At 37.9% G+C, this 13,421-nt stretch carries 12 protein-coding genes; all 12 read left to right on the top strand.

Going from position 1 to position 13,421, the window contains the following annotated elements:
- The first annotated feature begins 8 nt into the window (after positions 1-8).
- On the top strand, positions 9-1,070 hold the full coding sequence (locus JG30_RS06275; RefSeq protein ID WP_046317350.1) for a WxL protein host-binding domain-containing protein: 1,062 nt from the start codon (positions 9-11) through the stop codon (positions 1,068-1,070).
- 101 nt (positions 1,071-1,171) lie between these two features.
- The gene (locus tag JG30_RS06270; protein WP_046317349.1) at positions 1,172-2,167 is read left to right on the top strand and encodes a WxL protein peptidoglycan domain-containing protein; all 996 of its coding nucleotides are present in this window, start codon (positions 1,172-1,174) and stop codon (positions 2,165-2,167) included.
- A gap of 86 nt (positions 2,168-2,253) precedes the next feature.
- Complete coding sequence (locus JG30_RS06265; RefSeq protein WP_046317347.1) at positions 2,254-3,279, top strand: DUF916 domain-containing protein; 1,026 nt, start codon at positions 2,254-2,256, stop codon at positions 3,277-3,279.
- A gap of 57 nt (positions 3,280-3,336) precedes the next feature.
- Complete coding sequence (locus tag JG30_RS06260; protein WP_046317345.1) at positions 3,337-4,149, top strand: hypothetical protein; 813 nt, start codon at positions 3,337-3,339, stop codon at positions 4,147-4,149.
- Complete coding sequence (locus tag JG30_RS06255) at positions 4,149-5,201, top strand: WxL protein host-binding domain-containing protein (RefSeq protein ID WP_084616702.1); 1,053 nt, start codon at positions 4,149-4,151, stop codon at positions 5,199-5,201. The genes JG30_RS06260 and JG30_RS06255 overlap by 1 nt, the downstream gene beginning before the upstream one ends.
- Positions 5,202-5,298: 97 nt before the next feature.
- A complete protein-coding gene (locus tag JG30_RS06250; RefSeq protein ID WP_046317341.1) occupies positions 5,299-6,117 on the top strand; it encodes a WxL domain-containing protein in 819 nt (272 codons plus the stop codon).
- Positions 6,093-7,157, top strand: coding sequence for a WxL protein host-binding domain-containing protein (locus JG30_RS06245; protein ID WP_218837830.1), 1,065 nt, complete (start codon positions 6,093-6,095; stop codon positions 7,155-7,157). The genes JG30_RS06250 and JG30_RS06245 overlap by 25 nt, the downstream gene beginning before the upstream one ends.
- Positions 7,158-7,239: 82 nt before the next feature.
- On the top strand, positions 7,240-8,040 hold the full coding sequence (locus JG30_RS06240) for a WxL domain-containing protein (protein WP_046317336.1): 801 nt from the start codon (positions 7,240-7,242) through the stop codon (positions 8,038-8,040).
- A gap of 38 nt (positions 8,041-8,078) precedes the next feature.
- Positions 8,079-9,149, top strand: a complete 1,071-nt coding sequence (locus JG30_RS06235) for a WxLIP family cell surface protein (RefSeq protein WP_046317334.1) — start codon at positions 8,079-8,081, stop codon at positions 9,147-9,149.
- A 13-nt stretch (positions 9,150-9,162) separates the two neighbouring features.
- The gene (locus tag JG30_RS06230; RefSeq protein ID WP_046317332.1) at positions 9,163-10,017 is read left to right on the top strand and encodes a WxL domain-containing protein; all 855 of its coding nucleotides are present in this window, start codon (positions 9,163-9,165) and stop codon (positions 10,015-10,017) included.
- Between the two features lie 244 nt (positions 10,018-10,261).
- Positions 10,262-11,851 carry a helix-turn-helix domain-containing protein gene (locus tag JG30_RS06225; RefSeq protein ID WP_046317330.1) on the top strand — a complete coding sequence of 530 codons (1,590 nt, stop codon included), beginning with the start codon at positions 10,262-10,264 and terminating at the stop codon, positions 11,849-11,851.
- 284 nt (positions 11,852-12,135) lie between these two features.
- On the top strand, positions 12,136-13,413 hold the full coding sequence (gene serS / locus JG30_RS06220; RefSeq protein WP_046317328.1) for a serine--tRNA ligase: 1,278 nt from the start codon (positions 12,136-12,138) through the stop codon (positions 13,411-13,413).
- Positions 13,414-13,421: the final 8 nt, after the last annotated feature.

Here is a 13,421-nt window from a genome sequence, read left to right as displayed (position 1 = left end):
GAAAATATATGAAAAAAATTGATTATTTTTTTGGGGTACTGTTTTTAGGTTTTTGTTTTTTTATAGTAAGTAGTAGTTCAGTTCAAGCTGCCACTGCTGATTTTGGTGTGAAAGCAAATTATAATGATCATCAGACTGCGGAGAATGGAATTATTGATGTATACGGTGACGCAGGCAGCTCACAAAATATATCATTCTCTATTCTTAATAAAGATGACAAAAGACATAAATATAATGTATATGTTCATACTGCATATACTGACTCGAACGGACAGCTGGACTACTCTAAAAACATTGCCAACGATCCTACGTTGAATTTAAAAATCAATCGTTATGTGCAGCCACAAAAGCAAACTGTTTATGTTGATGGTGGGGAAATCAAAACGGTTTCTTTACGTTTGAATATTCCATCTAATAATTTTAAGGGATTTTTAATGGGTGGTATTGTTGTTAAACTTGTAAAGAGTGCAAAAGAATCTTCCTCTGTGACTTCAAATGGTACAGTTTTAAGGAATAATTACCAGCAAGGTCTTCCCATCCGATTGAGACATGTGAAAGACGAGAAAAAAGCCCCTAATTTTAGGGTTAGATACGTTTTTGCTTTTGCTGATAAGACTATGAAAACTCGTGGTGTGAAAGCTAATTTACAGAATTATGTTAAAGGTTATAATGCGGACATCAATGTTAAAGCAACAGTTACCCGACGTCCTGATGATCATAAATTTAAAAAAATTGCTAAGCAAACACATATTTCACCAGCTCCTAACTCTAATTATAACTATCAAATTGATTGGGGTAAAACACCTTTACAGGCCGGTGATTATCACTTGCATATGAAGTTGACAACCAATGATAAAACGAGATCTTGGATCGTTGATAAGAACTTTTCGATAAGCAATGAAGACGCAGCTAAGTACAATAAATTATCTGGTATCAAACCTAACTATATGTGGCTATGGATTTTAATTGCTATCTTGGTCTTATTATTGGTGCTAGGTTTAGGAGTTTACTTTGGTCGGCGTAATCAACAGAAGAATCAACCACCAATGAATAATTATAATCAACGTTAAATTTTCTCCGATAGTGGTGCAGATACAAGTCTATTGTATCTGCATTTTTTTTTCAGAATGTGATACTATGATGATGTTGACTAAAGGTTGAGGACTTATTTATGAAGAAAAAAATAATTATTATTACTGCATTTATTTTTGGACTTTGGTCGGGGATCTTTTGGCAAAGTCAGCCAGTAAAGGCCATGTTGAGTGATGTTTCTGTCACTCCCATTGTTGAAAATTCCAACGTCACAGATAAATTTCAAATTGTGGCCCAACCTAATCGCGTTTACCGGGTCAAAATGTCATTAACAAACTTTGCTAATTCTGATATCCGTTTGCGTATTCGGCCGACCAATGCTTCGACCAGTTCGAATGGGCATTTGATTTATTCCGAAAAAGTACAAGCAGGACAAAATGACTTGCGCTATGCTTTTGCGGATTTGACGGCACCACAGAATCTAAACTTAAAGAGTAATCAGACGAAGCAAGTAAGTTTTCAGATTAAGCTGCCCCCAGAAAAATTTCGGGGTTTAATGATTGGCGGCTTTTATATTTATGATTTAAACAATCCTCATGATCCAGGATTAAAAGTGCCCGTATGGCTGACTGAAACTAATAAAGCGATTGGCGGAGTGCTGTCTTTAAATGGCATAGAACCACAGGCAGTAGCACAGGCCCCTTTTATTAATGTCAATTTATCCAATAATCAGCCGGGCTTAATGAAAAATGTTACTGTTCATATGCATTTGCGCCGCAAGGGGTTATTAGAATTCTTTAAGTTAGGTTTTAAGCCAATGATTGTCGATCAACGTTATGCGGTAATCGCACCGAACTCCAAAGTACCAATTGCTTTCGATCAACAACGTTTGCCAATTAAGCCGGGGATTTATCAAGCGCAGGGAACAGCTCGTAGCAATAAAACCAAGTGGAAATTTGCCGGCAATTTTCGGATTACTCAAGCTCAGGCGGATCGGGTCAATCATGCAAGCCGCAATTTAACACCTGATAGAACAGTGATGTATTTAGGCATTGTTTTAGGTATTTTAATATTGATTATGTTTGTGATCTGGGGACTCTGGTCTCAACAGCGACAAATGAAGCAGGGGCGATAGTTGCGTCAGGAATAATGATTACTCTGTGGAAATAATTGCCATAATTGGTTTGAAGTTGTTGTGTAATTAAGAAAGGATTTGTACTCTTGAAATTCAAATATTTACTTGGAATTTTATTAATGAGTGTTGGAGGCTTTGGGTTCCTTAGCCAGCCCGTTGCCGCTAAAAGCCAAGCTGAACCTTATGCTTATACTGTTAAACCGATTTTGCCGGATAATCAAACTGATTCGCAAGCGACTTTTTATAATCTCCAAGTTCAGCCCCAACAAAAACAAACTTTAAAGTTATTAATTAGTAATATTGGTACTAAAAAGATAGTCGTTCACGTGGCGGTAAATGATAGTTATACTTCTGATAATGGAATTATTGGTTATGATCACGCACAGGTGACGCCTTATCGTCCTCAAAACCCACAGTTATCCAGTTTGATTGTAGGTAAAAGAACTGGTAAGGTGGTCCTAAGTCCAAAAGCCTCAGATATTTATCAATTTACTTATCAAGCTCCTGCTAAGCCCATTAAAGGATTAATTTTAGGAGGAGTCACTACTGTGGCTACTGCCGGCAGCTCCAATGCGGAACAATTAAGTATTCAAAATCGTATCCGTTACGTTAATGGCATTGTACTGCGTTCCAATCATGATCCGGTAACTCCACAAGTGACAATGTCCAAACAAGTTACGGGAAAAGTACGAACCATGCAAAAAGGAGTGGGTTTCAAGTTATTCAATAGTGCACCTATTAATATTGGTTCAATCCAATTACAAGCGCATTTTACGTTACCATCTGGCAAACACAAAACAGTGAAATTAAACAACTTACAAATGGCCCCCAGCTCGACTTGGAACGCGTTTATTCCAATGGAAAAATTAGCAGCGGGTAATTATACTTTAAAATTAAATTTCACTGCCCGAAATCACTATTCTAAAGTGTTTATACGTCATTTCACTATCAGCAAGGCGCAGCGAAAGCACTTAATTAGAGAACAGCAACCGAAGCGATACAATAATGTCTGGGTTTGGATAATTTTAATTGGCATTTTGGCCTTAGTTTTCGTAGGACTATATTATTTATTGATTTACTTAAAAGGCCGTAATCAAAAATCCAAAAGATAAATTATCTAGATGGACTAATTGTTGACAAATTGTTATAATAGCCTTGAGGTGTAAGCTGTGAAAACTTTTAAAATTCCCAAAAAACATTTTAATATATTTTTAGTTGTTTTACTCATGATAGGAAGTCTATCTTGTTTTCAAATAGTGCAAGCTGACGAAACTCCACCGCAAACAGAAGTAAAAGTGACTTTCCAGCAGGCTACTTTGCAGTTCACACAACTTCCCAATTTTGATTTTGGCCGAAGAAATCAATTTTCCAGTTCCGAAGCTCAACAGCAGGAAAATCAGATAAAGGTCATAAATAAAAATGATTTAATCATTTCGTCTGATGCAAAAGTACCCTTTAATGTATCGGTGAAATCGATGGGAACCTATGTTTTAGGCCTGAAAGGTGGTGTGTGGAGTGATCTTTCAAAAAATGAAAGTACCTCATTAACAAGTATTTGGAAGAGTACCCAACAAAACTCAGGTACATTATCGTTAGCTCCATCGAGTGTAGCGGTAAAGTCAACTACAAAAGCAACCACAGATAGTCCAACTGATAAAAACTTAAAAAAACCAGATTTGTCATTAATGTATTTCCCCTCATCTGCTGACAATCCTCAAGGTGGAACTTCTCAAGATATCTGGAGCACTTCTGGAGAAGGCTTTCCAGGGACCGCAACAATTTCTTTTCCTAATAAGGACAGTGCTCAGAATAAGGACAGTGATAAGATAACTCAGATAATGGTAAATAATGGCTCGGCCTATAGCAATGGAAACAATATCGAAAAGACCTTTTTGGAGAGTAGATATAAAGAAGTAGTGTTAGTTTTTCCATTGGCTTGGAATGCGGCAATTTCTGCTGACGATCAAGTTGCCCAAGAATAATGGTTCACAACTATAAAGGTTTGCATGCTCGACAGTTAGCAGGATGCTTGTTAGTCATTTTTATATATTTTTGGGGTATGCTGGTACCTGCAGAAGCTCAAAGCAGTAGTTTTGGAGTAATTCCCACACAATCTGCTAATCAAATCGGTAATGTGAAACAAGGCTGGTATTTGAAGGTACACCCAGGGCAGACTTATCAATTGCAATTTCAATTGTGCAATTATACTAATAACACTAATAAAATTCAGATACAGCCACTGATTGTCCAGACCACTCCGCAATTAACTTTAGATACGGCTACTCCTAACGCCGTTCCTGGACCAGGTGCGCAATATGATTTTCGTCAGTTAGTTGCGGGCAAAGTTGTTCAAGTGCCTCCTGGCAAAGTTGTTGCAGAAAAAGTATCTTTACACATTCCGGCGGCAGGAATTAAAGGGTTATTGATGGGGGGATTATTGTTTAGTTCGCAATCTGATCTACAATTTATCCGTGCACAAATTAAAAAGGGTAAAAGTTCTTCAACACCGGCAATTGCGAACTTCAGTTATGGAGTTTATTTGCAACAAGATCTGCATCCCCAGCGGCCCCACTTTCACATTGATCAACCCAAATTAGCTCTAGCCAATCGACAAGTTCTTTTTAAGACACCAATTAAAAATACTTATGCCTATCCTTTTTTAAAGGGAAAATTTCGAGCTCGGGTCACTAATCGAATGAATCCCAAATTGAATACCACTTTTGTAAATAAAAGTGGTAATTTTGCAGGGAATTCTAAAACAGTATGGTTAAATTATTGGCACCGTGGTCCGTTATCACCAGGAACTTATCATGTTCGTTATGATTTGACGCATCATCGGCAACATTATGTTTTTCACAAAAGTTTTACTTTAACACAAAAGCAGACGAATGAATTAAATAAATTTCTACCAAAAGATCCTAATCGAATTTGGTGGTGGGTGTTCTTAGCTGTTTTAATCGTCTTGGGATTCGCCGGCTTAACTATTTGGGTTTATCGTTCAGGATTACACAAAGGTAGACCTAATGTACGATAAGAATTTTAATGGTCATTAAATTATTAGGAATATTTTTGAGTATTCTGTCAATTTATAATATACTGACAGTGTAATGTTGAGTTGGGGGAGAAATCAAATGGATAAAAAATGGGGAACTTGTTTAAAAGCTGGCACAATTTTAGTAACATTATTGGGCGGATTAGGCTTTCAAACTACTTACGCTGTGGCAGATGCTTCAGGTTCATCAGCATCTACTTCTGACACTGATTCTGCTTTTAACATATCGGGTGCACCAGATATTGATCAGATTGGTTCTGGTTCTGTTTCTGGACCTGCGGGAGCTGGGAGTGCGTCTGCTCAATCCAAAGCAGCTGTAGGATATGAGGATCGGTTTACATCAACCCCTGTTTTGTCCTTAGTACCAAATTTTGACTTTGGCGCTGATCATAAAAAAAGTGAAAACCATAATGATTTTGACCTCATTAACCCGAAGGAAACCCAACGTTATTTAATAGTAGAAGACCAACATGGTTTTGCAAATTGGAGTGTAAAAGTTCAAAATAGTTCGACAGGTGTTTTTTTTAAAGAAGTCTCTAATCCTGAAGATATATCGTTAAAATTTTCAAATTTGAACTGTTATTACGCCACTAAATCTAAAGATAGTAATAATAAGGATATTTATACTATACAGGGCTCACCAATTCAGACACTTTATGCTCCTCCAACTGATCCTGCAACTATTAATGGTAGCAAGAACCCTAGCAATAGTGCGATTATTATGAAACACGATTATTCGGCTAAGCCTGCTAATGGAGGAGCGCATATTTACGCAGTGGATTTTAACGGTGCGGGTACAAATAGTAGTGTCAAATTACATTACAAAAATGATTCGCAGCCTAACAAGAAAGAAATAGAGACGGCTACACTGACTTGGACCTTGCAAGTAACATTGTAACTATGTTAGTTATGAAAAAATTACAAATGAACTTAATCGTAGCATTAATCTCAATGATAGGTTGGTGCTTTTTTTATCAAATAGAAATCACGCACGCAGCTGCTGGTATGCCAGTGGCAGCGCAATTAACTGTGCCTGCTAATAACAAAACGAATCAACCGATATTGGATGTTGACGTACAACCTCAGACTGTGGTTCATTTCGGAATAAAGCTGCAAAATTTAACTTCTCATCCACTTCAAGTGCAATTGCTTCCCGGGGTTGCTCAAACGGATAGTACGGGGAATATTAATCTGGTTTCGTTAAAAGATGCACGTAAAAACATGGATTCTTCTTGGAAGTATAATGTCCAACAGCTGGGTTTGTCGGTTCAAAAGGTGCGATTACAATCCAAGCAAAAATTAGTCGTGCCCTTAAGTTTAACGGCACCGAATTATCGAGGAACGATTGCTGGAGCTGTGATTGTCCAGTATATACCGCCAAAAGCAAAGCATGGTACAAGCAATCAGTTACAATTTGCTTCCGAGTTGCTGCTAAATGTAGGGGACTATACTACCATAGTTCCCCAAATTAAATTAGGCGCGATCTCATTACAGGCTGGGGGGACACCACAAGTGATTGCTCCTGTGCATAATCAGCGTCCTGTTTATTATGGTGGGCGCGCTGTTAGTTACCGGGCCCAAATATATCGCGCTGACCGGCGGATGTTACATAAGCTCAATCTGCCTAATGCGAGTTTGGCAGCTAATTCAATTTGTAATCTCTCAATCCCTTGGGGCAATCAAGCGGTTCATCCGGGGCGTTATTTGTTGAAGCTGCGTGTCCAGGCGGGGGGGCAGACTTGGCATTTACAACGTTGGTTTAACGTAAGTTTTGCTCAAGCTCGTCAGTTAAATCAAGCTAATCCTAACTTACAACGTAATCCATGGATCTTCAGGATTTTAATAATTGGGGTGTTTATTTTATTCTTAATTGTATTTTTGACATTGGTTTTTGTTTATGCAAAGCATAAAGGTTTAAAAAGTAGAAAGAATAATTAAGTTTCTTTCTTTCTGGGGCTAAGTGGTTTATAATCGAAATTGAGATAAGTTATGCAGTATAACTTCTATGGGGGGAATTAGAATGATGGATTTTCAAAAATTTTCGAGGGCAGCGGTAGTAATATCCACTTTAGCTGCTACTGCGCCGATATTTACTAATTTGGCCGCAGCGGATGAAACACCTCATGCTTTAAGTGATAAAGCTGATGCAGAAGTTGCCAATAGCATACCATCAGGTTCTACTAATGGTTCTGCTACTGCTTCTTATGACTCTACAGCAGGTATTGGATTTATTCCGGGTGATTTAGTTTTATATCAAGTGCCTAACTTTGATTTTGGAAAGAATCATAAATTTGCAGCAACTTTAAGTGGTGGAAGCGGACTTGGATTGGTAGGAGCTAATCATGGATCTGAATCTGAACCTGGAAATACTCGTGGAGTAGTGATATTGGATAACCGCTCAAGTAACAGTGATTCACTCGTCAATTGGGCATTATCTGTAAAAGCTACTGCTTTTAAAACCATTGACGGTAATCAATTGAATACTTCCCAGTTAAAATTACGTCCGACATTGGCAACAGCAACTCAACCATCAACTGCAAATTTACCGTATACAATAGGCGATGGTACTTCCACACCTAGTGTGGATATTAATAACAGCGAGATAGTAGTTGAAGCTAATGGTAATAGTGCTCAGAATGAATCTGTAGCAAAATCAGGGACTGGGTATACTCCTGTAGGGCCATTAGCGCTTTCTTTTATAGCCCCTACTAGTGTTGGCTTTTATGTTGGTCAATCAGATATTAGTAATATAAAGTCTGATTCTGTATATAAGTCTACTTTAACTTGGACTCTAAGTACAGATGCCACTAATAATAGCTAATTAGTTCATATGTCGATCACAATTACCGGGAGTTTCTTGTGCTTATTAAAGATAGTCTTTTCAACTTAAATTTTTTATTGGGTGTTTTCTTAGCAATGATTATTGCAATGACTTCCTTTTTCTGTAAGCCGGCTACTGCTGCTATTACAGGAGCAGCAGGTTTTTCGGTAGCTTTGTCAGGAGGACAGTCGACTTCCAATAATGATAATTTTTTTATTTTGAATTTACAGCCTGGTCAGTCACAACAGGTGAATTTGAAAATCACTAATAATCTAGACAAAAAAATTCGAGTCGCCATTTTGCCGACTGTAGCTGGTACCACGAGCCAGGGACAATTAGATTACGCTAACTTGTCTAGCAAGAGGGATTCCAGTTTGCAACATGATTGGACTAAAATGGGACCTCAAAAAGTTACTATTAGTTTGCCTCCAAAGTCAGCTCAAACCGTTACGCAGACCATTACTGCCCCTAAGAAGTCTTTTAATGGTGTTATGTTGGGCAGTTTTTATATTCATTCGCCCTCAATTGATAAACAGACTGCAGCTAAAAAACTGAAACATTCCGGTGTGAATAATCTTTATGCTTATTCCATAAGTATTTTAATGAATTGTGGTGCTGTGGAGCAGGTGCAACCTGATTTGCGATTACGTTCGATCCGACCAGGAGTTTTGGAAGCCGGTCCGGCAGTATTTATCAATATGCAAAATTTTAAAGCTAAATACATTAACAAGAATGCGATGCGTATTCGGGCTCGTATTTATCCGGCGCATAGTCAAAAGCTGCTTTATCAGTCCAAAATTAAGAATGGCAATTTTGCACCTAATTCTAATTTTTCTTTTCCGGTGAGTTGGAATCATCATCCAATGAAGGCTGGCAATTATCAAGCACGTGTGCAGGTTTCAGCGCAAGCTCGTAGTTGGAACCTTGTTAAGAACTTTACAATTAGCCCAGCTGAAGCCCGGAAATTGAATCGTAATGATCCTAATATTAAACCTAACTATTGGCCGTTGATTTTGGTATTAATAATCGTTGTTTTGTTATTAATCGCTTTATTATTTTATTGGTTTTATAAACATGGTCAACGCCAAGCGACGCAGATGAAGCGTTGAAAGGGGAAAAAGCATGAATAAATTATTGCGTTTTTCTACGCTTTTATTTTTTAGTTTTATGTTAATGAATTCCACTTCCGTTCAAGCTGCTGATCCTGCTTTGACAGATAATCAAGGGGCAGCTATACCAGATGCCAACGTAATTAATCCTTCTGGAAAAAGTGGTAATTCGAATTCTGGAATTAGTTTTTCTAATAATTCTAACGATCTTTACCTCATGTCTGTACCTAAGAATTTGGAGTTTGGTGAGCATGGGCAATTTACAATTTTGAATTGGAATTTGATACCTCAAAAAGATCAAAACCATACTAGTCGACAAGCTAATAATGGCCCTCAAGACGATGGAGTGGCAGTAGCGGATTTTCGTTTAGGGACGGCTACTAATTGGTATTTATCTGTCCAGTCCACTGCTTTTTATGAAAAAGATACAAAGGCGCTTCAACCTATTGCCGCCATTGGTTTTCGAAATGCTGAAATGTATAACGGTCAATCCAAAAGCGGCACGCCTTTAGATGCTGATCATGATTTGAATGTCGCGGATATTCTGAACGATGTCGTTTATGAAAAAGCTGATAGTCTTGATGCTTATGCTCCCGTAAAAAAATTTGATAAAAACCAGGCGGCATTAGTTTATCCACCACAACAGCCAACGGATAAAAATGAAGCGGGCAAGTCAGTCATTCTTTTAACATCTGCAGACTCGGATAGCACGAGCTCTAATGATTCTCGAGGACGTGGCCTATGGCTACTTGCCTTTGATAAGAAAGAAGATATTGTTTTATATCCTACTAAAAGTGAAATAGTGGGTACATTTATAGGAACATTTTATTGGAATTTAGGCACTGACGCTACGCAAGCTCTTTCTTAAACTGGTATTAAAAAATTCTGAACCACCGCAACCTTGTTTGCGGTTTTTTCATTACTATCATGAATGGTCACGGGATTCATTGTTCTTTTTTAAAAACTTCATTAATATTTCAAACTTATTTCTACTAAATATATAGCATTTTTTGCCTATTTATTACATAATAGAGATTGCCGCTTATATGAATTAAGACATTTTTAATTAAGTAAAATGCTTATTCTAACTTATGTAATTTGGAGGTTGAATTTTGGAAAAAACACCAGACCTATTTTTATCTGTTTCGGAAACAGAAAAGCTACATCTCTTTGAACAGATCCGGCAATTAAAGGTCATGGAAAAAACTAATCAAGATAGTCTGAAAATTTATCAGAGATTAACTCCTGGAATCTCTGAAATTAATTTACGTCAAGTTGCATTACAAATGCATAAAAGTTACGGTAGCATCTATAACACCTATGATGGTATTGTGCAAGATATGAAGGCTATCTTAGGTAAGTCTGACCCTACGATTCCAGAAATTTTTGCCGTTTCTTCGGATCAGTATCAAATCTATTTGATTTCTCATACGGATTCTTATAATTTCTTACGGCAAGTTTTATCTAGCAATAAACGTTCCTTTACAAATTTCTATCAAGCGATGGGTAACAGTAAGGCTACAGCTTTGCGTCATTTAAAACCTATGCGAACCTTTTTGAAGAAGTTCGATGTTCGGGTAGCTTATGAACCTATGCGGTTTATTGGTCGGGAACAAGATGTGCGGATTGCGCTTACTGTTCTCTATTGGCGGGCAACCCAAGGCTTAAGCTGGCCATTTGATAGTGTCACTCAAAAACAGGCCAGTGAATTGGTCAGTTACGGTTTAGATCTCTTTCATATGGTTGAACCCAATAATGTCACCAAAGACTTCTTTGGTATTTTCCTAGCGGTCAGCATGTTACGGATGGCTAACGGACACTTAGTTGATAAAAATCCGCGGTTGCCTTATATCAAGTATCCTTATGCTAATCTTTATGAAAATGCTGAATTGCAAAAAATTATTCAAGATAATGCTCCTAGTGAGTTTACCCAAGTGGTTGCCCGAATTAATGAAATTCCGAGTTCCCGCTTAATGGCTGAATCAGTGAATGTCTATAATGCTGCTAGCAGCGTGTTAAGCATTATTCCTTATACCAAAAATCAGTCTGAGGAAAGTTTAGAGTTACTGCAAGAATACGATACAGTCATTTATGATTTTGTTGCGCAGATTATTCAACGGATTCCTTTTAATATTCAAAAGCGTTTGAAGATGGATGACCAGAATATGAAGACGGTGAAAATCAATTTGGTTCGGGTGATTATTGGCGGCTTAGCGTTTGGCAATAGTTACTATCAAGCGATTACCTATTATGGCGGTCAAGCTGCGGGCATTCGAACTATTGACATGCCGGAATATCGCAAACAAATTCGTGATCTACTGCTGGAATTAGTCGAAGAAGATGAATTTAGCGATTTTCAACCGCATGTGGATTTGATGACCGATGCTGTTTACAATAGTTCTCTTCGACTAATGGCGTTAACTTCCAGTCATTATTCTGTGAAAATATATCCTGAGATTGAGGATAGTTTCTTAGCTTATTTAGATTTAATTGAAACAATCAAATCACTGCCATATGTAGACTTAGTAGATAATTTTGCGGAAGCGGATTTGATTATTACGGCAACCGAACATCTAGATATTAAATCGACTACGGGTAATCAATTTATCTTTAAGTGGTCTCATGACTTTGGTAATGCTCAATTTGGACAATTAATTACCGTTATTCGCGATATTTGGACACAGAAAAAAATATCCGGATAAATAATTGCATTTTGTAAAGATATATACTAATATCAGATTAGAAAACGTGAGCAGATGCCTTTTGAGTTATTCAGAGAGTCGGATTCTAGCTGTAAGTTCGATTAACTCGTCTTCCAGCATCTGAACGGATAGCATATTTATAAAAAGTTATACGGGATTCTCCGTTATCAGTTTGCAAGTTGCAATCATTAATTGTGATTGAAATTAGGTGGTACCGCGTGTCGTTTAACCGATTCGTCCTTGAAATAGGGATGAATCGGTTTTTTTTATTTTGGGAGGAAAAAATGTTAGATATTAAAGTTATTCGAGAAAATTCTACTTGGGTTAAGAATAAATTGGCCGCTCGAGGAGTGACAGCTGCAGAAATTGATGACTTGTTAAAACTAGATGAACAACGGCGAGCACTTTTAACACAGACAGAAGATCTAAAAGCTCAACGCAATCGAACTTCCAAAGCTATTGCAACAGCTAAGCAAGACCACCAGGATGTGAGTGATCAAGTTCAGGCCATGAAAAAAGTTGGACAACAAATTGCAGCCGATGATCAAAAACTAAAAGAAATTGAAGCCAAGTTGCAATACATTTTAGTACGTTTGCCGAATATTCCGGCAGATTCAGTACCAGTAGGTCCAGATGAATCTTATAATGTCGAAGTGCGCAAGTGGCATCAACCGCGGGAGTTTAGTTTTGAACCACAGTCCCATTGGGAGATTGGAGAAAATTTAGGGATCTTGGATTTTGATCGGGCTTCCAAGGTGGCCGGGAGTCGGTTTGTTTATTATTTAGGCTTGGGCGCTAAACTGGAACGCGCTATTTATAATTTTATGTTAGATCAACATGAAGCTGATGGCTATCAAGAAGTCATTCCTCCTTACTTAGTTAATAATGATGCGATGTTTGGAACCAGTCAATTTCCTAAATTTAAAGAAGATGTATATACCATTATTGACGAAGATCGACCTTTAACCTTGATTCCGACTGCGGAAGTGCCACTGACTAACTATTACCGGGAAGAAATTTTAACCGAAGATCAATTGCCTGCCTACCTGACAGCATTAACACCCTGTTTCCGTTCAGAAGCGGGCTCAGCTGGGCGTGATACTCGCGGTTTAATTCGGATGCACCAGTTTAACAAAGTAGAAATGGTTAAATTCTGTAAACCCGAAGACTCATATGATGAATTGGAAAAATTAACCGCTGATGCCGAACGTATTTTGCAAAAATTGGAATTACCTTATCATGTAGTCACATTGGCCTCTGGGGACGCTAGCTTTAGTTCAGCCAAAACTTACGATTTGGAAGTGTGGATGCCTCAACAAAATACCTATCGAGAAATTTCCAGTTGCTCCAACTGTACAGATTTTCAAGCGCGGCGTGCGCAAATCCGTTATCGTGATGCACAGGAGAAACTGCATTATGTGCATACTTTAAATGGTTCCGGTTTAGCCGTAGGTCGAACCGTTGCAGCCATTTTGGAAAATTACCAAAATGCTGATGGCAGTGTTACGATTCCTAAGGTCTTAGTGCCTTATATGCATGGGATTGAGAAAATAACCAAATAAAATCAGAT

It is taken from the genome of Bombilactobacillus mellifer (assembly GCF_000970795.1).
In the GTDB taxonomy this organism is placed as follows: domain Bacteria; phylum Bacillota; class Bacilli; order Lactobacillales; family Lactobacillaceae; genus Bombilactobacillus; species Bombilactobacillus mellifer.
The sequence above is the reverse complement of the archived record's forward strand: the minus strand, read 5'-3'. Positions and strand labels throughout refer to the sequence as shown.

What these genes read in the sequence shown, in the direction of transcription:
- JG30_RS06275 (WP_046317350.1), top strand. Translation starts at nt 9, where the DNA reads ATGAAAAAAATTGATTATTTTTTTGGGGTACTGTTTTTAGGTTTTTGT.
- JG30_RS06270 (WP_046317349.1), top strand. Translation starts at nt 1,172, where the DNA reads ATGAAGAAAAAAATAATTATTATTACTGCATTTATTTTTGGACTTTGG.
- JG30_RS06255 (WP_084616702.1), top strand. Translation starts at nt 4,149, where the DNA reads ATGGTTCACAACTATAAAGGTTTGCATGCTCGACAGTTAGCAGGATGC.
- JG30_RS06250 (WP_046317341.1), top strand. Translation starts at nt 5,299, where the DNA reads ATGGATAAAAAATGGGGAACTTGTTTAAAAGCTGGCACAATTTTAGTA.
- JG30_RS06240 (WP_046317336.1), top strand. Translation starts at nt 7,240, where the DNA reads ATGATGGATTTTCAAAAATTTTCGAGGGCAGCGGTAGTAATATCCACT.
- JG30_RS06230 (WP_046317332.1), top strand. Translation starts at nt 9,163, where the DNA reads ATGAATAAATTATTGCGTTTTTCTACGCTTTTATTTTTTAGTTTTATG.
- serS (WP_046317328.1), top strand. Translation starts at nt 12,136, where the DNA reads ATGTTAGATATTAAAGTTATTCGAGAAAATTCTACTTGGGTTAAGAAT.